23 protein-coding genes and 3 pseudogenes are annotated in these 20,708 nt (G+C 58.5%); 18 read left to right on the forward strand and 8 right to left on the reverse strand.

Going from position 1 to position 20,708, the window contains the following annotated elements; genetic code table 11:
• Positions 1–183 precede the first annotated feature (183 nt).
• The 10 genes from NKK52_RS30540 to NKK52_RS30585 all read left to right on the forward strand — a co-directional run bounded on the left by NKK52_RS30540 (position 184) and on the right by NKK52_RS30585 (position 12,005).
• Positions 184–1,617 carry an aldehyde dehydrogenase family protein gene (locus NKK52_RS30540; RefSeq protein ID WP_023682796.1) on the forward strand — a complete coding sequence of 478 codons (1,434 nt, stop codon included), beginning with the start codon at positions 184–186 and terminating at the stop codon, positions 1,615–1,617.
• Positions 1,618–1,622: 5 nt separating this feature from the next.
• On the forward strand, positions 1,623–3,167 hold the full coding sequence (locus NKK52_RS30545) for a fumarate hydratase (RefSeq protein ID WP_023682795.1): 1,545 nt from the start codon (positions 1,623–1,625) through the stop codon (positions 3,165–3,167).
• 481 nt (positions 3,168–3,648) lie between these two features.
• Positions 3,649–4,146: an Lrp/AsnC family transcriptional regulator gene (locus NKK52_RS30550; protein ID WP_023682794.1), complete on the forward strand. Its 498-nt coding sequence runs from the start codon at positions 3,649–3,651 to the stop codon at positions 4,144–4,146.
• 419 nt (positions 4,147–4,565) lie between these two features.
• Positions 4,566–6,368, forward strand: a complete 1,803-nt coding sequence (locus NKK52_RS30555; protein ID WP_023682793.1) for a ThiF family adenylyltransferase — start codon at positions 4,566–4,568, stop codon at positions 6,366–6,368.
• Positions 6,368–6,862, forward strand: a complete 495-nt coding sequence (locus tag NKK52_RS30560) for a Mov34/MPN/PAD-1 family protein (RefSeq protein ID WP_031203875.1) — start codon at positions 6,368–6,370, stop codon at positions 6,860–6,862. The genes NKK52_RS30555 and NKK52_RS30560 overlap by 1 nt, the downstream gene beginning before the upstream one ends.
• 954 nt (positions 6,863–7,816) lie before the next feature.
• Complete coding sequence (locus NKK52_RS30565) at positions 7,817–9,223, forward strand: aminotransferase (RefSeq protein WP_023682790.1); 1,407 nt, start codon at positions 7,817–7,819, stop codon at positions 9,221–9,223.
• A 522-nt stretch (positions 9,224–9,745) separates the two neighbouring features.
• A complete protein-coding gene (locus tag NKK52_RS30570; RefSeq protein WP_023671873.1) occupies positions 9,746–10,474 on the forward strand; it encodes a LuxR family transcriptional regulator in 729 nt (242 codons plus the stop codon).
• Between the two features lie 90 nt (positions 10,475–10,564).
• On the forward strand, positions 10,565–11,164 hold the full coding sequence (locus NKK52_RS30575) for an acyl-homoserine-lactone synthase (protein WP_023682789.1): 600 nt from the start codon (positions 10,565–10,567) through the stop codon (positions 11,162–11,164).
• Between the two features lie 33 nt (positions 11,165–11,197).
• Positions 11,198–11,455, forward strand: coding sequence for a transcriptional regulator domain-containing protein (locus NKK52_RS30580; protein WP_023682788.1), 258 nt, complete (start codon positions 11,198–11,200; stop codon positions 11,453–11,455).
• Between the two features lie 118 nt (positions 11,456–11,573).
• The gene (locus tag NKK52_RS30585) at positions 11,574–12,005 is read left to right on the forward strand and encodes a DUF2285 domain-containing protein (RefSeq protein ID WP_352515268.1); all 432 of its coding nucleotides are present in this window, start codon (positions 11,574–11,576) and stop codon (positions 12,003–12,005) included.
• An 8-nt stretch (positions 12,006–12,013) separates the two neighbouring features.
• Here the strand turns inward: NKK52_RS30585 and NKK52_RS30590 are convergent, their stop codons facing one another.
• Positions 12,014–12,292 (reverse strand): DNA -binding domain-containing protein, encoded by a 279-nt coding sequence (locus NKK52_RS30590; RefSeq protein WP_023682786.1) that lies wholly within the window; start codon positions 12,290–12,292, stop codon positions 12,014–12,016.
• Between the two features lie 93 nt (positions 12,293–12,385).
• Between NKK52_RS30590 and NKK52_RS30595 the strand changes: the two genes are divergently transcribed.
• From NKK52_RS30595 to NKK52_RS30605, 3 genes and pseudogenes are all read left to right on the forward strand, one after another.
• Positions 12,386–12,664 (forward strand): helix-turn-helix domain-containing protein, encoded by a 279-nt coding sequence (locus tag NKK52_RS30595; RefSeq protein ID WP_023682785.1) that lies wholly within the window; start codon positions 12,386–12,388, stop codon positions 12,662–12,664.
• A gap of 173 nt (positions 12,665–12,837) precedes the next feature.
• A pseudogene (locus tag NKK52_RS30600) lies at positions 12,838–13,052 on the forward strand (helix-turn-helix domain-containing protein).
• A 443-nt stretch (positions 13,053–13,495) separates the two neighbouring features.
• Positions 13,496–13,765 carry an ArdC-like ssDNA-binding domain-containing protein gene (locus NKK52_RS30605; protein WP_502901980.1) on the forward strand — a complete coding sequence of 90 codons (270 nt, stop codon included), beginning with the start codon at positions 13,496–13,498 and terminating at the stop codon, positions 13,763–13,765.
• Positions 13,766–13,939: 174 nt separating this feature from the next.
• Here the strand turns inward: NKK52_RS30605 and NKK52_RS30610 are convergent.
• A pseudogene (locus NKK52_RS30610) lies at positions 13,940–14,280 on the reverse strand (transposase); the annotation flags it as partial.
• Between the two features lie 63 nt (positions 14,281–14,343).
• Complete coding sequence (locus NKK52_RS30615) at positions 14,344–14,580, reverse strand: DUF2188 domain-containing protein (RefSeq protein ID WP_155921697.1); 237 nt, start codon at positions 14,578–14,580, stop codon at positions 14,344–14,346.
• A 222-nt stretch (positions 14,581–14,802) separates the two neighbouring features.
• Between NKK52_RS30615 and NKK52_RS30620 the strand changes: the two genes are divergently transcribed.
• On the forward strand, positions 14,803–15,453 hold the full coding sequence (locus NKK52_RS30620) for a hypothetical protein (protein WP_031204435.1): 651 nt from the start codon (positions 14,803–14,805) through the stop codon (positions 15,451–15,453).
• A gap of 2 nt (positions 15,454–15,455) precedes the next feature.
• Here NKK52_RS30620 and NKK52_RS30625 read toward each other — a convergent pair whose 3' ends face one another.
• Together NKK52_RS30625 and NKK52_RS30630 are read right to left on the reverse strand one after the other, a co-directional pair.
• Positions 15,456–15,623, reverse strand: a complete 168-nt coding sequence (locus tag NKK52_RS30625; protein WP_156939313.1) for a hypothetical protein — start codon at positions 15,621–15,623, stop codon at positions 15,456–15,458.
• Positions 15,624–15,917: 294 nt separating this feature from the next.
• A complete protein-coding gene (locus tag NKK52_RS30630) occupies positions 15,918–16,166 on the reverse strand; it encodes a hypothetical protein (protein ID WP_156939312.1) in 249 nt (82 codons plus the stop codon).
• A 94-nt stretch (positions 16,167–16,260) separates the two neighbouring features.
• Here NKK52_RS30630 and NKK52_RS30635 point away from each other — a divergent pair, with 94 nt between their 5' ends.
• The 3 genes from NKK52_RS30635 to NKK52_RS30645 all read left to right on the forward strand — a co-directional run bounded on the left by NKK52_RS30635 (position 16,261) and on the right by NKK52_RS30645 (position 17,126).
• Positions 16,261–16,482 carry a hypothetical protein gene (locus NKK52_RS30635; protein ID WP_023685662.1) on the forward strand — a complete coding sequence of 74 codons (222 nt, stop codon included), beginning with the start codon at positions 16,261–16,263 and terminating at the stop codon, positions 16,480–16,482.
• A gap of 108 nt (positions 16,483–16,590) precedes the next feature.
• Complete coding sequence (locus tag NKK52_RS30640) at positions 16,591–16,881, forward strand: phage tail length tape measure family protein (protein WP_023685661.1); 291 nt, start codon at positions 16,591–16,593, stop codon at positions 16,879–16,881.
• Positions 16,882–16,955: 74 nt separating this feature from the next.
• Entirely contained in the window at positions 16,956–17,126 is a 171-nt protein-coding gene (locus NKK52_RS30645) for a hypothetical protein (RefSeq protein WP_023685660.1), read from the forward strand.
• A gap of 122 nt (positions 17,127–17,248) precedes the next feature.
• On the opposite strand, the gene NKK52_RS30650 is transcribed toward NKK52_RS30645, so the two are convergent.
• The gene (locus tag NKK52_RS30650) at positions 17,249–17,458 is read right to left on the reverse strand and encodes a hypothetical protein (protein ID WP_023685659.1); all 210 of its coding nucleotides are present in this window, start codon (positions 17,456–17,458) and stop codon (positions 17,249–17,251) included.
• A gap of 672 nt (positions 17,459–18,130) precedes the next feature.
• Here NKK52_RS30650 and NKK52_RS30655 point away from each other — a divergent pair.
• Positions 18,131–18,469: pseudogene (locus tag NKK52_RS30655) on the forward strand (transposase); the annotation flags it as partial.
• A gap of 233 nt (positions 18,470–18,702) precedes the next feature.
• Here the strand turns inward: NKK52_RS30655 and NKK52_RS30660 are convergent.
• Both NKK52_RS30660 and NKK52_RS30665 read right to left on the reverse strand, forming a co-directional pair.
• Positions 18,703–19,398, reverse strand: a complete 696-nt coding sequence (locus NKK52_RS30660; RefSeq protein ID WP_023685657.1) for an OmpW/AlkL family protein — start codon at positions 19,396–19,398, stop codon at positions 18,703–18,705.
• Positions 19,399–19,544: 146 nt separating this feature from the next.
• A complete protein-coding gene (locus NKK52_RS30665; protein WP_245263166.1) occupies positions 19,545–20,057 on the reverse strand; it encodes a hypothetical protein in 513 nt (170 codons plus the stop codon).
• Positions 20,058–20,708 lie beyond the last annotated feature (651 nt).

The raw sequence follows: 20,708 nt of genomic DNA on the forward strand, positions 1-20,708 counted from the left end.
CCGAGTCCCAGTGCTATCACGCTTCCACCGCCCGAGCCGGCCCTCAATCTGGATTCGAGATGGTTTTGGGCGACATTCCATATTTGACCTAGCGTGACCATCTCGATGAGACTGCAGAGAAGTCAGCCCATGGTCGGAGATCGGCTGGTCTCGCATTGCAGAAATACTCAAGCGGAGCATGGGATGTCCAACGCCACGAGCTATCAGCTTTTCATCAATGGCAGATGGCGACCCGGTGGTAGCGGAGCCACTCTGCCAGTAATCAATCCGGCGACGGAGATGGTATTTGCCTCGGTGGCCTCGGCGACGATACCGGATCTGGATGAGGCCCTCGCTTCGGCAGAGCGCAGCCGCAAGGCCTGGGCCTCGCGGCCTGCAAATGATCGTGGCGAGATTCTTGTAGCGGCCGCCAAAATTCTGGCAGCGAAGCTTGAAGCGGCGGCTAGGGACCTGTCAGCCGAACAGGGAAAGACGATTGCCGAAGCGACAGGTGAGTACGCGCGCGCTGTCGAAACGCTGGAGTGGAACGGAACCCACGCCGAAGAGTTGTCGGCCCCTATTCCGATGGGCCCGAACCGGATGATCGTCCCCGAGCCACTTGGCGTCGTTGCTGCCTTTACGCCTTGGAACTATCCCGCCGTTCTCATCGCCCGCAAGCTCTCCCCTGCTTTGGCGGTAGGCTGCCCCGTGATCCTCAAGGCGGCTGAAGAGACACCAAGCGCGGCTGTCCATTTCGTCGAAGCGTTGCAACAAGCGGGTATTCCGGACGGCGTGGTCAATCTCGTCTTTGGCGTTCCGGTGCAAATATCCCGGCATCTCCTCAGCTCGCCGATCGTCAAGGTCCTAACTTTCACGGGCTCTACCGAGGTTGGAAAACAGCTCGCCAAGCTAGCAGCAAACAACTTGCAGCGGTGCATTCTTGAACTCGGTGGGCATTCCCCGGTCGTTATATGCGAAGATGCCGACCTGGCGACGGCCATTCCGGCAATTTCGGAATACAAGTTCGAGTGCGCGGGCCAAAGCTGCAATGCGCCCAGCAGGATCCTCGTCGCGCGGCCTCTCTATGAGGAATTCCTGTCCCGGATGACCGAAGTCGCCCGCAAGATCAAGATCGGTCCACCGGACGACCCGGCGACGGAGATGGGCCCAATGGCAAACGCGCGGCGAATCGAGGCCATGCATAGTCTGATCAAGGATGCCGTCGATCGCGGCGCCCGCATCGCGACCGGCGGCACCCGCCTCGACCAGCCGGGCTTTTACTGGCCGCCAACCATCCTGACAGGCGTGCCAAAGGCTGCGAAAGTGCTTCATGACGAGCCGTTCGGGCCGATCCTCACCGTGGCACCGTTCGACTCGATCGAGGAGGCGATCGAAGAAGCCAACGCCACCGAGTATGGCTTGGCTGCCTACTTCTTCACTGGCGCCGCCGATGCGATACGGGCACTGATCGGCGGTCTTTCGGCGGGCGCGATCAGTGTAAATTACCTGAAAGGGGTTTCCGCGGATGCGCCGTATGGGGGCGTGAAACAGAGCGGCTATGGATACGAAGGGGGCGAACAGGGGGTGCGGAGCTTCCAAAGTCTGAAATTGGTCAATGGGCTCGGGTCATTCGGATAAGCCTCTTGAGCAAAAGCACGCGCACCATTGCTGGCAAGGATATTATAAAGAGCGTCGCTGACGCCCTCCAGTACGTCTCGTACTACCATCCTCCAGACTACATCCGATACCTCTCCCAAGCATACGCGCGCGAACAGAGTTTGTCGGCTAAGAGCGCCATCGGGCAGATTTTGCTGAACTCCCGTATGGCGGCCTTCGGACGGCGCCCGATCTGCCAGGACACCGGTCTTGTGGTGGTCTTTGCAAAGGTCGGCATGGACGTCCGCATCAAATCAACTGCCAGTTTCGCCGGCCTCGTGAATGAGGGCGTCCGCCGAGCATATCTAGACCCGAACAATCCACTTCGACCATCGATCGTCTCGGATCCGCTTGCCGGGCGGGTGAACACGCGTGACAACACGCCGGCAGTCGTCCACGTCGACCTCGTGCCAGGCAACCAGATTGAAATCACCATCGCCGCAAAAGGCGGCGGATCGGAAAACAAGGCACGTTTCAGCACCCTTAACCCCAGCGCGTCCGTTGCCGACTGGGTGGTCGACACTGTTTCGACGCTTGGCAGCGGATGGTGCCCGCCCGGCCTGATCTCGGTCGGCATCGGTGGTAGCGCTGAAAAGGCGATGCTGCTGGCCAAGGAGGCCATGAACGAGCCAATTGACATGTCGGAATTGATCGCCATGGGGCCATCAAGTGCGGAGGAGGCACTGCGGATCGAGCTTTATGAACGGATTAATGCGCTAGGCATCGGCGCTCAGGGCCTAGGTGGCCTGACGACAGTCGTTGACGTCAAGGTTGCGACTTATCCTACCCACGCCGCGTCCAAGCCCGTGGCGCTCATTCCACAATGCGCCGCAAACCGGCACCTGAATTTTACCCTGGACGGCTCTGGACCCGTCAGGCTTGAGCCGCCTGACCTTTCCGAATGGCCCCAGATCGGTCATGAGGATTTGCACGCAAGCGGCGTCCGCCGGGTTAATCTCAATACGCTCACAAAGGAAGAGACGGCATCATGGCGCTGCGGGGAAACCCTTCTTTTGTCCGGAAAGATGTTGACGGGCCGTGACGCCGCCCACCAGCGAATGGTCGACCTGATCGATGCCGGGAAGCCGCTCCCGATCGATCTGCGGGGACGCGTGATCTACTACGTCGGACCAGTCCGCGCGGTGAGGGATGAGGTCGTCGGGCCTGCTGGCCCAACGACCGCCATGCGGATGGATGCTTTTGCTGAAAAGATACTCGCCGAGACCGGGCTCTTCGCGATGCTGGGTAAGGCGGAAAGGGGACCGGCGGCCATCGAGTCGATTGTCAGACACAGGACACCCTATCTCGTCGCAGTGGGCGGCGCTGCGTACCTGATTTCAAAATCGATCAAGGCGGCGCGGATCGTTGCCTTTGAGGACCTTGGCATGGAAGCCATCTATGAATTCGAGGTGCAGGACATGCCGGCTATCGCGGCTGTCGATGTTGAGGGAAACTCCATTCACAGTTCCGGGCCCCTTGAGTGGCGTAAGCGCATGGCTGCCGACAGCATTGCCCGCAGCATCGGCGTTTGAGCCTTCCCGGCTTCGCGATCCGGCCAGCCTCCCGCACCGGATTTTGAGCCGCATCCGCAACACAAGCGGGGTTTTCTGTGGTTCAGCTCCTCGGCGAGGCATAGTAAGGCCTGCAAGTCCTCTTCGATGCCAAATGCTCGGATGTAGACACCGCATGGACCTGCCGACCATTCGATTGACGTTCGCGTGCTGTCGAGGATGCCAACAGGTAAGCATCGGAGATACCAAAAAAGAGCCTATCCATTACGACGAGGTAGCCGCCTCCAAAAGCGTCGTCGCCCGGTTAGGGGAGGGCTATGGCTCAACTGTTCTACAGCCTTTCTGCTTGGATTGCTCTCAGTCGCCTGACCTTCGACAACCTCGCACTGACGCGTTTCGGGCTGAGGACGGATGACGTCCACTGAATTCGCTCGCTTCAATTGATGATAGAATTGGTGAAAACTAACTGCGCTGTCGACCAAACACTTGAGAGCAAAAGGTCATGAAGTCGAAACCCGATCCTGTGCGACTAGACACTTGGGATCTCCGGATTCTTTCAGAGATCCAGTCAGATGGTCGGATTTCAAAAAGCGAGCTCGCAAAGCGTGTTCACCTTTCAGCGTCGGCCTGTTCAGAACGGCTCCGCGCGCTGCAAGCCGCAGGCATCATTGAGGGATTCTTTGCGCGACTCAGTCCAGCCCTCATGGGGGGCATCATCTCTATACTGGTGGAAGTGGTTTTGGATCGCCATCGTCTCGAGGATCAAAGACACTTCGAGGCTGCCATCCAAAACGTCCCGGAAATCCTGGACTGCTGGGCAATTGGGGGACGTATCGATTATCTGATGCGCGTTTCGTCTCCCTCCATGGCTGCGTATCAAGATTTCATGGAGGGACTCCTGCAGGCAGGATTGAGGATCAACCAATACTACAGCCTTGTCGTGACGAAGCCAGTGAAAGCCAATTCACCGATTCCGTTGTCCCCATCCAAGCGGAGATGAACTCTGAAGCGTTTCCGTCGGCAACTAGCCCCGATTCCGCGAATTAATCGGTCAGATACGCACATTTCCGCGAAATCCAAGAGGCCGTTGCGGATATAACGAGCCCTCAACCGAGTGCTCCGCTTCAATTTTCGGGCGAAGAGCGGCCAAGCGTTTAAGAGTCCGAAAAGTCATTCGGCCAGGATCTAAGCTCAGAGCACATATTGCCAAAGACCTTTGAGTGCCTGCTCTGCCACAAGCTCACAACTATGTAGATATGGAGGGAATTATGGCTGGAAGACCTGACAACCCTGGAAAGGGACCACCAGATAATCCGGGAAAAGGACCGCCTCACGGAGTGCCTTCCGGGCCGCCTCACAATGTTCCGCCGGGGCCACCCGTTCCGCCCGTGCCCCCGCCGCGCAAGGTGGGATGAGAGGATGGTTGATCCCGATTCATCCACAACGACCCCGGCGCAGCCAGTTCCCCGCTGGGAGAAGCGTTATCCGGGGCGGCTTAAGTACGAACTCAACGCGCTGTACGCAGCCGGAATAACCCCTGAGATTGACGAGCAGGCCCTCTCTTCCGGGCGATTGTCGCTAACTCTCGACTGGCCGCTCGATAGGGCGACGACCCTTCGGTTGCAGGCTGTCTTTCCCGACGCTTACCCGCACTTTCGGCCTCAGGTCTTTCTGCTCGCCGGCCTTGACCCACCGCCGACGCGCCACCGCAGTCCTATCGAGGGCAATCTCTGCCTGCTCGGCCGCGACACCCGGCAGTGGACACCGGGCTGGACGCTTTGCACGTTGCTCGAAAAACAGCTCGCCGACTCCGTGCGTGGTACCGGTGAGGAAGACCAGCAGGGCGAGCCTGCCGAATACTGGTGGAACAACCTTGGCCGTAATTCCGGATCTTATTGTCTGATCGACAGCGGCTGGGATGTCGGCGACGCCTCGCAGGGCACATTGCAGCTGCGTTACATCCAAGATCAAACGGTCAAAGTGGAGGCCGAGAACGGTCCAATCCATATTCCGGCGGTCAGGGCCTATGTCGAAGAGGTTCGCGCTGAGGATGGCCAAGTGCTTCACCAATGGGCGGGTCCGCTCCCAGCCGACCTGACCGAAGCGAAGAATCAACTTGAGGTTCCGTGGGTAAGATCAAAAGACACGATACTACCCGAACCTCAGCTCGATGCACAGCTAAAAAGGCTCCGCCAAGATTACTCATGGCTCCAGCGTACCCGGCCACGAAAGTACGGTTCAGGTCTGAAGTTTGACCTCCGCGCACTCGTCTATCCGAGCGAGCTCGGCTTTGGTGAGACGGGCCTCGGCTGGTGCTTCGTCATGGTCTTCGGTCATGCGCACGGCTTTGAGCCGAAGAAGAACAAAGCCCCTAAATCATTGCGTATCACGGCGCTGCCCGTTTTTCGCGCCGGGCCGGTCGACATTGGCTGGCGTGTTCCGGCCGTTGCATTCCTCAAAGAAAAGCGGATCCTTGTCGTCGGTGTTGGCGCCGTCGCCGCACCGGTAGCGATCGAACTTGCTCGCAACGGATGCGGCACCCTCGATCTCGTTGAACATGACATTCTTGAGCCTGGAAACACGATCCGCTGGCCGCTGGGCGCAGCCGCCTGGGGTCAGCGCAAGACAGAAGCCTTGCAGGGTTTTCTTGCTCGCCAGTATCCGGCAACGGAAGTCCGTAGCCATTCGCATTTTATAGGTATTGCGGCGCAGGCTCTGAGCGATCCGGGTGACGACGATATACTCGACTCGCTCATCAAGGACGCCGATCTCGTTATCGACGGCAGCGCTTCGCACGCCGTTACAACGCTGCTCGATGACCGCTGCCGAAGCGCAGCCGTTCCCCTCATAAGCATGTCCGCGACGCCGACGATGGAGGGCGGCACCGTTGTCCGGCACGTCCGCGAAAGCGGCTGCCCGAATTGCCTTTTGCACGCATGGCACAAGAACGAGATGGAACCCCCGCCAGGACAGGATGCCGGTGACGAGGCCCTGACCCAGCCGGCCGGGTGCAGCGAACGCACATTCACCGGTGCCGCGTATGATCTGCAGGAACTCTCGCTGCAGGCGGTGAGGCTGGCCATCGATACCCTCTCGGGCAAGGCGGACGAGGGTTCGGTCGTGCAGACACTCAGCTTTGTTGATGATGAACGAGCGCGCTGTCCGCCGAGCTGGCGTGTCGATCCGCTGCCAATACATCGGGACTGCTGGGGCGGGCATTGATGTTGCCGGATGTCGATGCCTGGCTGCCTAACACCCTGATTCAGGAATGTGCGGACGAAGCCGACACCAAATTCCCATTAGAGACCGGCGGCACGTTCATGGGCTGGTGGTTGAGTCCTGATACCGCCGTCGTAGCCGCCATGATTGGTCCCGGACCCGGCGCCCTTCACGAGCGCTTTCGGTTCCAGCCGGATCAGCAATGGCAGGTTGAGCAGATTGCCGCCCACTATGAGAGTTCGGGTCGCCGCGAGACTTACCTTGGTGACTGGCATAGCCACCCCGGCGCTCCGAGCGGCGCGCTGAGTTGGACCGACCGCGGCGTCCTTCGCCGCGTTATCACCACGCCAGAAGCGCGCTGCGCACTGCCGCTGATGATGATTCTATGGGGTTCTTCCGGGACATGGCAGCTGACAGCGTGGCGAGCACAAACGGTGCCGCGCGTGGTACTCTGGGACAAGCTGCATCTCGATCCGGTGCAGATAAGGGCCTTTTGAAATCTCTGCACCCGCAGATGCCGGCGGCTTGATGAAAGGCATGACCTGACATCCGCTTCGGTCCGGCGACGGTCCGGCAAACCTGCGCGAGGACGGCCTGCCAGACGGCGTGGGCTGCAGCGGGTGAAGTCGCAAACGGCCGAGCCCGCCGGCGCGGACCCGCTGCATTGGCTGCTCCTACCACCCATGCGGCAACCTGCTCCGCCGCGAACTGGCCGATGTCGCTTGTACACGCAGCGCTGGCTCATCGAGCAGTTCTTCCGTGATGAAGACCACGGCTTGAAGATAGAGACAGCCAGTTGCAATCGGGACAGATGGAAGCGTCTACTGCTGTGTGGACACGGCGTCGAGCATTGGCGTGCCCGTCCAATCTGTGCGAGAGAAGAAACTATTAGAGTAGGTCCTGGGATCGTAAGTCGATCGTGATGTGAAGAGGGGACCTTTGCTGCTCGATGAGGAGACTGCGGAGGGGCTTCTCGAGCATGCTTCCCCTGCCGCGCGACTCGCGATCCCAACGCCTTCACGACGCTGCGAGTCCGCTTAGCGAGGGTGGCAGTCCTGAATAGCCAAGGCGTGCCGCCACGAGCGTGCGCATCTTCATATGCCCGAACATATCCCGGCGACACGAAGAACACATCGCGAAGGTTCTGTTGGGCTGCTGGATGGGGACTTCGAACAGCGCATCTCCCATATTAGTCCCCGCGGTTTATGCGGTACCTTTCGCAAACATCCGACGACGAACAGAACACGGCGGCCGCACTGATCCCCTTATGCGCCTCAAGGAGAAGGTAACTCCAGAAACCTTGGTTTTCACTGCGTTCGAGCCGATTTTCGCGAATTCACCGGCTAAAGACGTGCAGTCCCGCGAAACTCGAGAGGTGTTTGCGGGTATGCTTGTTTTTAATAGGTGGCTGGGTGAGTGTCTTCTGCCTACTGCTCGCGAGGAGAGGAACTATGAGCTTGAGTAATCTGGGAACCGAGCAACTGCGGGAGAAGGATCGAAGCTTCGTCTTCCATCCGTCCACGCACTTGGCCAAGCACAGCCGCGGCGAGACGCCAAACCGGATCATGGCCGGTGCGGAAGGCGTGTACATCTGGGATACCGACGGCCGAAAGAGCCTTGACGGTTTCGGAGGGCTTTACTGTGTCAACATGGGATATGGATGCACGGAGATCGCCGAAGCCATCGCCCGGCAAGCGCATGAGCTGCCGTTCGCGCATGTCTATGCCAGTCAAGGCACGGCGCCGGTTGCCCTCTTGGCAGAAGCCGTGGTCGAATATTTCGGTCAGAACATGCGAAGGGTCTATTTTGGCCTTTCCGGCTCGGACGCCAATGAAACCAACATCAAGCTGGTCTGGTACTACAATAACATCCTCGGTCGCCCTGAAAAGAAGAAGATCATCTCGCGCAATCGCGGATATCACGGGTCCGGGCTGGTCACCGGAAGCTTGACAGGCCTTCCGTTTTTTCACGATTTCTTCGACCTGCCTCTGAATTTGGTGCGCCATACGACGGCGCCCCACCATTACCGCCAGGCGCATGATGGCGAAAATGAGGAAGCGTTCGCCAGGCGCTGTGCCAGCGAACTTGAAGCTCTTATTCTTGCTGAGGGTCCAGAGACGGTTGCCGCCTTCATCGGAGAGCCGGTACTTGGGACCGGCGGCATCGTTCCGCCCCCTAAGGGATATTGGTCCGCGATCCAAGGAGTGCTTGACAAGTACGATATCCTTCTTATCGCCGATGAGGTGGTCTGCGGCTTCGCGCGAACCGGTGAGAAATTCGGTTCCCATCTCTATGGCATGCGTCCGGATTTCGTGACCATAGCCAAGGGCTTGAGTTCAGCCTACCTCCCTATCTCCGGGTCAATCATCGGCAATCGCGTCTGGTCGGTGTTGGAACAAGGAACGGAAAAGCACGGCCCACTCGGCCATGGCTGGACATATTCCGGTCACACGCTTTGTGCTGCCGCAGCGCTTGCCAACATCAAATTGCTAAAGGAAAGAAACATCCTGGAACATGTTCGGGACGTCGGACCCTATTGGCAAGCCCGCATGAAAGCCGAACTGGAAGGACATCCCATTGTCGGCGAGGTTCGCGGCATCGGCATTTTAGCCGCCGTGGAGCTGATGGGGGATCCGAAGGGCCGGGTGCCATTTGAACCCGGACTTCAGGTCGGCGTGCGGGTCGCCGCTGCTTTGTTTGAAAATGGCGTCATAGGCCGCGCCATGCCGCATGGGGATATTCTCGGCTTTGCCCCACCTTTGATCATTACCCGAAAAGAGATCGACATCATCGTCGATGCGACTGCGAAATCAGTCGATACGACCTATCGTGCGCTGCAGGCGGAAGGCGCGATATGATCTGGCGTGAGATGACGCCTTCAACTCGGATCGCCGGAATATTCACGTGCGGCAGCCGTGTAGCATCATGAGCAGGGGCGCAACAATCCGCTCCGTTTTTTAAGGCTACTTGCATGGAGGGTGTGCCAGCCGATGCCGAAATACGAGCCAGTCTCGAACGACACAGTACCGCCTTCGCGTGCGAAGACGCTCACGTGAGCTGCTGCAAGAATGTAGCGGTGACGCTCTCACACCCCAATGTACCGTGAGGCTGAGCTCCTCCATGGAGCAGTCTCAAGCCGGACGCAAAAAGACAGCCCGACCGCAATGAAGTGCAAACCCAAGAGGACAACTGTCACCCTGCTAACAGATGGCGCTGGAATGAGGTCTCGACGTCGATAACAGAGCCGTCGAAGCACGGATCGCCCTCCCAAGGCGCACGGCCCGGCACGGAGCTCAGTCTCCGGCCGGGCCTTCAACCCAGAATGGCTGGCCCGCCCGTGTTGGCTCCTGGAGGGGGCCAGAACTCACTGCAGTTTAGCTATGCAAGACGCTTTTCATAGATTTGTAGGGCAGATCGCAGACAGCGCTGACGCGACTGACCTGCGCAACGCTCTGGGCGAGATTGCCTCTTCGCTCGATTTGCCGTCTTTCGCCTATCTTTTCCCTTCTTCTGGCAAGGGCCGCAACGTGCGCCTGATTTCCACCTACCCTCAATCCTGGACATCTCACTACCTTCACAGTCGGTATGAAAAGATTGACCCTGTAATTCATCAAGCGCGTGGTGGTCAGGAACCATTCAGCTGGGATGCGCACGGTGCTGATCTCGAACTATCGACGCAGCAGCGACAACTGATGGATGAGGCGACGCAATTTGGCATTCACTGCGGCTTCACGATCCCGATCCATGACAGCACCGGTAATTTTGCCGCACTGACCTTCGCTTCCGATGAAAGGCGACCACCGTTCTTTCGCCTGATTAATCGATATGACCGCGCGCTCGAACTCATCGCGATCTTCTTCCACCTTCATGCCTGTCGCAAGCTGGCCGACGGCAGGACCGTGGATGGTGTCACCCTATCTCGAAGGGAAATGGAGTGTCTGAAGTGGGCGGCTCGGGGCAAGACGGCGTGGGAAATCGGCCGCATCTTGGGAATCAGTCGGAGCACCGCAGCCTATCATCGGGATAACGCCAGGAAGAAGCTTGGCGTGAAGACGGCTATTCAGGCAGCTGTTCGGCTGGCACTGTCTCGGCCATCTCTCTTCACCTGATCTCCCGAAACCTGGGCACATACACAGGTTGTTTCAACTCCGGCCTTTGCCTTCAATCGCAGGTGCTATCCATGCGAGGAGAAGGCCATCATGTTGCAGTTGATCACGCCGGATTGTTACGCTGAGTTCAGCGACGAGCTCGAGCAGATGCATCGCTTGCGGTATCGCGTTTTCAGGGATCGACTTGATTGGGACGTTTCGTTCAGCGGCGGCTTTGAGGTCGATCCGTTCGATGCGCTTCGTCCCCATTACCTATTGCTGCGTGCGCCCGCCGGACGCATCGACGGCTGCGTGCGCCTGTTGCCGACTACAGGACCGACGATGCCCGACCGTCCAGCGCCGGAAGATCCACGTGTTTGGGAAAGCAGCCGTTTTGCGCTTGATCTGCCGCCTTCCGCCCCCAAACAGGCGGGCATCGCAATTGGCACCTACGAGCTGTTTGCCGGAATGGTCGAGTTTGGTTTGTCACGCGGTCTGCGCAGCATCGTCACCGTAACCGATCTGCGCATGGAGCGGATTTTGCGTCGCGCCGGCTGGCCACTCGAACGGTTGTCCGATCCGCAAACAATTGGCAACACACGCGCCGTTGCCGGATATCTCGACGTCTCGAGAGAGAGCTTGGAAGGCCTCCGCCGCAATGGCGGGCTCAAGGGCCCGGTCCTGTGGACCCCGGTCATTAAGATCGCCTGAGCCTGTAATCCAACCCTTTTTGGACATGATGCAATGGACGAAACAAGACCTGGCCCTGCTTGGCCGGACAGGCAAGATGATCGTGCCTATGGCTATGTCGACCAGCTCACAAGCCGAGGCTGGGCCTGGGAATTCCTCAGGCGCAATCCGGACTTCCAAAAAGATCTGGCGAACGCGCTACGCGGTGCCGAACGCACGAACGCCCGATCCATAGACATTATCAGCCTGGCTTCGAATACTGTTGATCTCTCGCGGTGGGGCCTTCTGTTTTGCAAGCTCAAAAGGAACTGATGCGAGCGTCTTTTGGTGCCCCCAATGTCCGCATGTTTTGCCCATAGTGGCCGAAACGGCGGCGCGGCCGCGCGGGGTCGACTTGCTTGATCTCGCCCGGCACTCCTGCCGCATCTCCATGCTCGTCACGCGGGACGGGCATCAGCACCTCCTGGTCGAGGACAGTGGCAGGAGCTTGCAGCTGGCTGCTTCCGGCGTCAGCATCCTCGAACCTGTGCGATTGACATCCTCCGTCCTCTGGCCGCCAGAGGAACTGAAGCAGCGCCTGAACGCGTTGGAATGTCTGAACAGCCTCTGTTGGACCGGCAGGCTGCAATCAGGATTCTTCCCGACCGAGCCCCGTAGCTCGCGGTTGCGCCGAGTCTTGCATGCCCTCGACGGCTTCATCGCTGGCGTATCACACCGCGAAATCGGCCTTGCTCTCTTCGGCAGAGCCCGTGTCGAGCAGGACTGGGCCGACCCCGGTGACCATCTTCGAGACAGCGTCCGCCGTGCAGTCAGACGCGGGCGCTCGCTAATGAACGGTGGTTATAAGCGTCTTCTTCTATAACGCCACCATCAGGCCTTTTGGCGGCCAGAGAACAGCTCCTTGTACCCCGCCACCACCAGCCAGTGGGCGCGCGCGAGATGGCTGCGAACCGCCCTTTGGGCGCGCGCTGGCTCTTGCACCGGATCGATTTCCAATATCGCCTTGGCCATCTCTTCTTCGCTGGCATTGCCGGCACATGCATCTAAGAGCTTCAAATATGTCGTGAAGTGCTCATCGTCGTAAGCGGTCAGGCTCTCCGCCCATGGGACCTCGTCGGCAACAGCAGGTTTGAGCAATCTGTCTACCATTTCATCTCTCGCCGGTAAGACCTATCCCGCGCCGCGCAGATCTTTGACCGCACAATATCCTAAAATGGGATAATCCGAAACTGGGATTAGTCCATGAGCCGGTTCCTTCTTGGCCCGGTTCGTCTGATGCCGAAATCACTTCGATCAGCTCGCCAGCGCCGGCTGCTACAACGGCTGATTGCGGCGCGCAAAACCAAAGGGGCCACCCAGACCCAGGTTGCTGATATGTTGGGCCGCCCACAATCCTTCGTGGCCAAGTACGAAGGTGGTGAACGTCGGCTGGACGTCATTGACTTTCTCGACGTCGCCGAGGCTCTCGGTATCGATCCTTGCGAGCTTCTGGCACAATTGAGTCGCGCTCGTGACCTGTAGATGGCGTGCGCTTTGTTTGGCTGCCAAACTCCACGACTCCCGTCCTTGAGTTCACGGTCAGGGGATTTGCCCTCGCGAAATGATGCCGTGCAGCCGCTCGCCCTTTGTTGCCTCTGATCTTTGTAGAGAATACTCCGTGGTGAAATCCTCGACAAGGGGGTGGCTTCTCGTGCATGGAAATCCGAGAGGTCTTTGCCCGCAATCTGCGCAGGCATCGTCAAAAAAGAAACTGTCCCAGGAAGCGCTGGCGCATGAGGCTGGCGTTGACCGAACATATGTCAGCGCACTTGAGCGCTCGGTCTATGCCGCCAGCATTGATACGGTGGCGAAACTCGCCAGAGTGCTCGGAATCGATCCGGCCGATCTACTCAACCCTCATTCTGAATAAATCTGGAAGCGGAGACGAAAACGCGGTTGATGAGACTCGGCCAGAAGGTTACAGGCATTCGTGCTGCTGACAGGAACGCCCGCGCGCCTTCGCAGCCGGTTCTCGTGAACCGAGCCCGCTTTTCTTCGGCAAGCTCAGGCGGTCTCGGCCATTCGGCTTCGCCCCTTGGCGTGGGCAGCCCTTCGGGCTGTGACGGCCGCCGCCCTTGCGGGGGGCGCGGTTTGTCTGTTGGCCTTTCCCGGTGGCGCAGGGCGGGCGGCACTCCCTTCTAGACCCGCCGCGGCAGCCCGCAACCCTTCGCGTGCCGCTCAGGGTCCTCCTCTTCGTTCCGGTCCTTCGGATGCGGTCCGCCTACCACGGCGGGCCTTTCCGGTCGCGACTCGCCGCCCACCCCGCTTCCGGGGAAAGGCGCGGCGATTGGTGAGCGGAGGATGAAACGATGCATGCAAACAGCAAGCGTACCACCAGCGGAGAGGCTGGCGCAGGCAAGGGCAGGCGCCAGCGCCAGCCTCTATCAGGAGATCACCGACCGCATCATTGCCGAGCTCGAGCGCGGCACCGTGCCATGGGTCAAGCCATGGGGCAGCGCAAAAGCAGGCCTCGGCCTGCCGAGGAATGCGTCCACGGGGCCAGTCGCCGCTCCTGCAGCAAAGAACAGCAGCTGCCGCAGCGTGGCTGACAAGGCATCTTGTCGGCGTCGAGGAGTTCCGTGATTTTTAACACAGTCGAATAGCTCGGGAGAATGATGCCGGGCAAAGGCCCTAACCTTGGCATTCCATCACCAATACCCAATAGCCCTCCTGATCAAAGCGCATCTAAACACCTCCATTTCAGGCGTTAGGGTTGTGTGCGTCAAGTTCTGCAAAATGGGGCGGCCATGATGCTGGTCATGCGGCTTGGCGCAGAGCGAGCTTCTTGTGCTCGCGCAGGTCGTCCATGTTGATGTATCGGTTGGCCTCCATCCAGTTTTCATTGGTCTCGACGGCCAACGCCCTGACCAGGCGCAGGCAGCTTTCGGTGTTGGGGAAGATGCGCACGACATAGGTGCGCCGGCGGATTTCCTCGTTGAGCCGCTCCAGCATGTTGGTGGATTTGAGATGCTTGTGGTGCTGTCTCGGCAGCCTGAAGAAGGTCAGGGTTTGTTCGATGGCATCCTCGGCCCAGCCTGTCAGACCGGATAGCGTGCCGACCATTTGGCAAGCCATGCGGCAAGATCAGCCCTGGCCTCTGCCTTGTTTGGCGCACTCCAGACGTCGACCACTTGCGCCACGCAAACTCGGACGCCGTAAACCTAACCCTTGGTTTTTCGTGGGTCTGCACCGTAGGTGCGTTCCTCGCGAATTGTTCCCTTTGCCTTGTGCAACACTGCTTGGGCAAGGCCGCCAGCCTTATGCACTGCGCGACCTGCGGCCGTTGCGCTGGCCTCAGACGCCTTCTGGGTCTTGTGATTGGATAATGTGTTTCCGCCTTGCGTCACCTTCCAACCATCCTTTGACGGCGACGAATGAAATACAGTTCGTTTTGCCATTCGCATACTCCCATAGATACAAGTGAGTGATAGCAGCGGCGAGCGGTCCTGGCTAGAACATCCCTGGCAGTGACGACGTTCGGCAAGCGTGTGAACTGGCAGGCGACGGGCAGTTGAGTCTAGGAGCTTGCAGCCGCTTGGCCTAATTTTCACTCAGCGAGTTGATGCACGCCCAATTATCTGTTGAAGATACGACTTGCGTTTCGTTGGGGAGTGTTTTGCGTGGCTGACTTGCTAAGCCTATCGCTGGATTTGCAGATCCTGCTGGTTTCTGGCTACTTCGCCTATAAGACAGCGGTGATTGGTAAGCTACAGACGGATACCAAAGAAGAGTTATTCTTAAAAATAGTCGCCTTTGGTGTCATTGGAAGGCTCTTGACGTATGCCTTGCAGGGGCTGTGGACCTTGCAAGGGTTTCACTGGGGCCTTAGTGGCAATGCCGCCGTGGTCACGTATTCTGCATTGGTCATAATCAATGCAATGTTGTCAGCAATGTTTTGGCGCGCCATTGGCTCTGAATGGTACAGCAAGGCCATGGAACATTTCGAAATATACCGAGATGACCATGAGCCGAGCACGTGGAACTCAATAACTGGCGCGCGTGCATTGTGGGACTGCGTCCAAATACATCTCGAAGACGGAAAAGTATTAGAGAGTCATTTCAACAAGCTCGATAAGAAAGTTCCGCTGCCCGGGATCAGATTGCACGAAGACGGAGTGTCTGTCTATCTAAGCGCCATCTATCGACCAGATGGTACATCGGAGCAGTTTACTCAAGGTGACAATAGCGGATTCGAGACAATTACATACATACCTCGTTCTCAGATACGGCAGATGGACGTCTCTTGGAAGGTAAGACAGCTGAGAAGATAGAGTTAGCGGCGCAGCTTTGGCGCGCCTCCACCTTCTTTGGGTTCTGTTGTAAGCGGATTTTGAGAAGTTTCTTGCCCGCCGCGCTCTGGTTTCCCGGTTGTATGTGGAACAGCGCTTTTCTGTTCAAAATCTACTACCTGAGTTTGGGTCTCATCTTTTCTGCTGTTCACTACATCAATCCTCCGGGAACGAGTTAATCGACTTCATTATATCAGATTGAGCTAATCCCATCTAGCCGTCGAGGGTAGGGGGCGGTCGGATATCTAGGGCCGATGGTCCTAGGGACCGGCGGGGGCTCCAGAGTCCACAACGCCACAATTGAAAACATGAGGGTTTGCTCGCACGTGCACTGCAGAATGCGGCGTAGTAGACTTCCACCTTACCTTGGCCAGGGGAAGAGGTGTTCATTGACCCGCTACGCCGAATTGCATGAGTTAGTGTCCTACGGTGCCGCCACTATGCGCCTAATCCACGAATCGCAGAGATACAGCAACGCCATACGCAGCGGTTTGCCGGCGTTTCTCGGTTGTCCGCCGCACAGGGTGCTCGGTGTGCCACCAGTAGGGGATTTTCGCCCCGGCACGGACCATCACCATTGTTGCGCCGCCATCCGTGAGAGTGCAGCCTAAGCTGTCAGAAAGCAGGTTGCCGCCAGCAATCACCAATATAGATAGATGATTCAATCCCTGACGATGCCCTAATTCGTCATGCATGCACGCTTTCCACAGGCGTCCCCTCCTTTTCCACAAGGACAACATAACCACGACGCAACGCGCCTCGGCGCGATCGCACCGCCATGAGTAAACATTGACTGCAAATGGCGACGACCTGCTAATAAGCATCTCTACCGACCTCTCTACTGTCCGCCGTCAACTTAAGCAGCTTGGCGCCGACATTGGCGCTGCGACAAGCGGCATCCAGAAGCAGTTCGACAGCGTCGGCCGCGGCATCGATAAGGCCATGACCACGGCGCTGCAGACGCGCATCAATGAAATGGTCGGGATTGGCACGAACGCCAGCAAGGAATGAAACGGCGTCCTTGCCGATCAGGGGCGTGAGCTTGAGGCGCTTCGGACCAAGTACAGCCCGCTCTTTGCTGCCCAGCAGACCTACCTGACCAACCTGCAGAATATCAAAATGGCGCAGGCCCTCGGGGCGATCGGCACCGAAGAGACGGCCGCCGCCATTGCGCGCGAGAAGGCTGCGTTTGCATCCAATGTCGTCGCGATCAATACGCACGATGCGGCGCTTAGGAAGGTTGGCGGATCGGCCAAGCTTAGCGCCAACCAAATGCTCAACCTGTCGCGGGGTAATGACGTCGTCACCATGTTCGCGCTTGGCGCGCCGCCGATGCAGATTTTTGCATCGCAGGCCGGCCAGATTTACGACGCGCTGAGCAGGGGCAGGGAGGTGTCAAGGGACCGCTAAAGGCGGTAGGCGAAGGCGCGCTTAGCCTGGCTACCAAGTTCCCGCTGGCGACGGCGGCGATAGCAGCAGCTGGCGTGGCTTTTCTGGCATACCAGGAGTTTGGCGGCAGCAGCCTGAAGACGCTCGATGAAATCCTCAAGAACCACGAGGAAAACATCAAGCGGCTCGGCGATGCATACGACGTGGTTGCAGGCAAGCAGCACAAGTACGAATGGTGGAGCCTTGGCAGCAGCCATGATCCATAGTGCGGAGTTGCGCATGTCGCTGCGCTACAGGCGGCGTTAGATGCTGAGGGCCGCAGAGCGCGGCAGCTAGGCTTTGGGACGAGCCTGAAGAAAACGCCCGGCCCGAGGACCGGGCTGATACTTTATCCCCTCCCAATTGAGATCTTCGGCATATCACCGCCTTCCCCGGCCATGAGGAATTCGAGCAGGGCGCTCATCAGCAGCTCCGCGGTGTCCCTATCAAGCGAAAGCTCGACTTCTTCGTCTTCGCCGACAAACGGCAGCAGCCCTCTCAAGGGATTGTGCGAGGTTACCATCACGTCATCGTCTTGGTACTCAACAGGTAGAGGCATTGCATTCTCCAATATCCTTGGGCTGCGGACGCGCGTAAGCGGGACCGCGAGCCACGTTGATGTTCAACGAGTTTTTGTTGGGCAGCCGTGCTGCTCGTTGTCTACGACGTAAGGGCTCCCCCATCGTCGGTTATCACGCGGCGTTGTCGAAGGTGCTAGGCGCCGGTTCTCTCAAAGCACGCCGCAAAGGTAGCTGAGCCAGTACGGCTGTCAAGGCGTAGCCGCCGATCAAGAGGCGGTGGACAACTAGCGTAACGGTTGAATTTGTGAGTTGCGAAAATCGCAACATGTAACCAAAATGGTTACGGCTACGGGAGGTAGTTAGAGCTACCTCCCGTGCGCCCGTGCCAACTGGAAGTTCGGGGCCTGCGGCTGATGTCATTTCCAAGGTGACGCCGCAGGCCTCATCCAGCGCCATCCAATATACAGATCGTCGAGTCTCTCTGCCCGCCGGGACTGGCTTTACCCACAAGGTTTTTGTTCCCTTTTTGTTCCAGAGTCGCTTTTTAGGCTCGGCCCGCTCGACTCGGCCCCTGCAGACAAGCGGCGTTTTCCGTTTCGGCGCCGATCAAGCTAATTGAGTGCCGCTACCCTCTATTTATTCGCTTCGTAGCCGCTTGGATCAGCTGCCAAACCCCAGCCTGCGCGCTCCGAGATCGCGCCGGTCGTAGAGCCAGGGCTGATCTTGCCGCATGGCCTGCCAATTGGTCGGCACGCTATCCGCGCCTGACAGGCTGGGCCGAGGATGCCATCGAACAAACCCTGACCTTCTTCAGGCTGCCGAGACAGCACCACAAGCATCTCAAGTCCACCAACATGCTGGAGCGGCTCAACGAGGAAATCCGCCGGCGCACCTATGTCGTGCGCATCTTCCCCAATACCGAAAGCTGCCTGCGCCTGGTCAGGGCCTTGGCCGTCGAGACCAACGAAAACTGGATGGAGGCCAACCGATACATCAACATGGACGACCTGCGCGAGCACAAGAAGCTCGCTCTGCGCCAAGCCGCATGACCAGCATCATGACCGCCCCCTCTCAGCGAATTTGCAGAACTCTCAGCACACTACCGGCGTTAGTCGAGCCCGCATTGATCAGGGTCACCCTTCTTGTTTCGCAGGAGGAGGCGGCCGCCCATCGACAATGGCTTCTTCAAGTGTCGCCCGTTCAGGGCCGACGGAAAAAGGGCGCACAAAGGCGCGCCCTTCATTTCGATCGGCTATCAGCCAGCCGCCTTCACCTTTCGTTGTTAGAAGCGGTAGGTGACACCTGCGCCTATCAACCAGGGATCGAGCTCCGCCTTTCCCGTCTGCTTCGCGCCGTCCACTGTGACGTCGAAGTCTGGCTTGAGGAAAAGCTTCTTCACGTCGAAATTGACGCCCCAATGCTGATCCACCATGTAGTCGAACCCGACCTGCAGCGCGGTGCCGAACGTGTTATCAACCTTGAAAGCATCGGCACTGCCGGCATGCTGGTTATAGAATATCGTGTAGTTCACGCCGGCGCCGACATAGGGCTTGAAAGCGCCGAAATTGGTAAAATGATACTGCAATGTGAGCGTGGGCGGCAGCAGCCAAACCTTGCCGACATTGCCCAGCGCGCCGATCGCTCCTTGGCCCTCAATGTTGGCATAGGTGGTGCCGAGGATAAGCTCCGTGGCGATGTTGTCCGTGAAGTAATAGGAGATATCGAGTTCCGGCGTCACAGTGTTCGAATACGAAAGGTCGGAGCCGGGCACTGCATTGACGTAGCCCGAATCCTCAGTAATGACCCCCAACGCGCGCAGGCGGAACTGCCAAGGATTTGGCCATTCCGTGACCGTGGCTCCAGCCTGCGGGACGCTCGCGGATTGCGCAAGCTCGGCCGCCACGGCCTGCTGCCCCATCAGAATCAGGACGATGGCCGCTGTTACGCCCCGCGCCACGCCCATTCGCTTTCTCGCCATGATATTCTCTCCTTGCTCTTCAGAAATGATGCACTGAACTACGAAAACTCTTGCAAATGGCGTGAGATTGGCGGAGCGCTCATGCGCAGTGTGCGCGAGACCGCGCACACACTATTTGCGCCGTGCTCGCAATCATCGACCTGTACTCACTTAGACGTAAGCGGGATAACCAAAGGCCTGCAGCTTTGCGACCATCTTACGCGCGTGGCACGGGTGGGCGCGTTCGGCCCGCTTCGTGGTGGCGAGCAGGATCTGCGTAGGTGGCAATGGTGGTCCCGGGCCCACAGTGAGGGCGGATTTCCGGCCGTCTTGCCAGAATTGTAGAGGTACTGACCGCGCCGCATGAACACGGGAATCTTGTCGGGACGGGCGAAGATGGCTGTCAGCGCGTCGTGGTCGCGATTGAACTGTGTTCCACCGAACTGCGCCAGGATCCTGGCCTGGCTGGCGGCCCAGGCAATTGTCTGTTCTCCTTCCACATCTTCGAGCCAAAGATAGGGATCATCGTCCGGGGCATTCAGCGTTGGTTGGAAATCGAATACGGTCATGTCCGGATAACGTGAAGTCTGGTGTCGACTGGAAAATAACCGCAACGTCCTGTCGGCTCGGAAAGGCCCGGTTTTCGCAGCTGCGACTGCATGTTCGGCGGGCTCGATCATGATATGATTTCTCCTCAGTCCTTGCCGCAGCGCGTTTGCGGATAGTCTTGCACGTGCCGTGCCAAAAGGAGAAAATCATTTCACAACAATGACATGGCTCTGACTGCCGTGTGCCTCATGTCGACTTTGTCGCAGACCCGACAACGAGTGCAGCCGTGACCGCCCTGATAGAACCTCTGTGCAAGCTCGGTGGGCACTGCGGAATAGCAGTGAAGCTCACCGCGAACTGGCCGAGCTTCAAATCGACATCGGCGACGGGGCGATTGACGACCACTCCGTTGCCGGTGTCGGGCACGGCACTGCCTGAGGATCTCCGCGGCGGCCATCATCGGATGACAGCGTTTACGAGGGCTCCCATTCTTGGCCGACCGGTAGGCCCGCAAAAGACTGCTGCCTCATCCCTCCGCCTGGATTGAGCCGCAGGGATGGAGTGGCGTCGTGCTTTGGACCGGCAGAATGGTCATAACCAATTCTGTTCCGGCTATCTGTACAGAGATTCATTGATGCGCTTAGGCCGGGCATGCGCCCATCCGCGACCATCTGAGCATGAGCATCGATCCTTCACCACAGAGAATTGCTTCCCCATGAGAGAGGCCTCGCGGCGGACATGAGTTTGCGTCACTCTTCATGATCGCGGCCTCCGAGGATGTC

Source organism: Mesorhizobium sp. C277A, from assembly GCF_040324395.1.
Classification (GTDB): domain Bacteria; phylum Pseudomonadota; class Alphaproteobacteria; order Rhizobiales; family Rhizobiaceae; genus Mesorhizobium.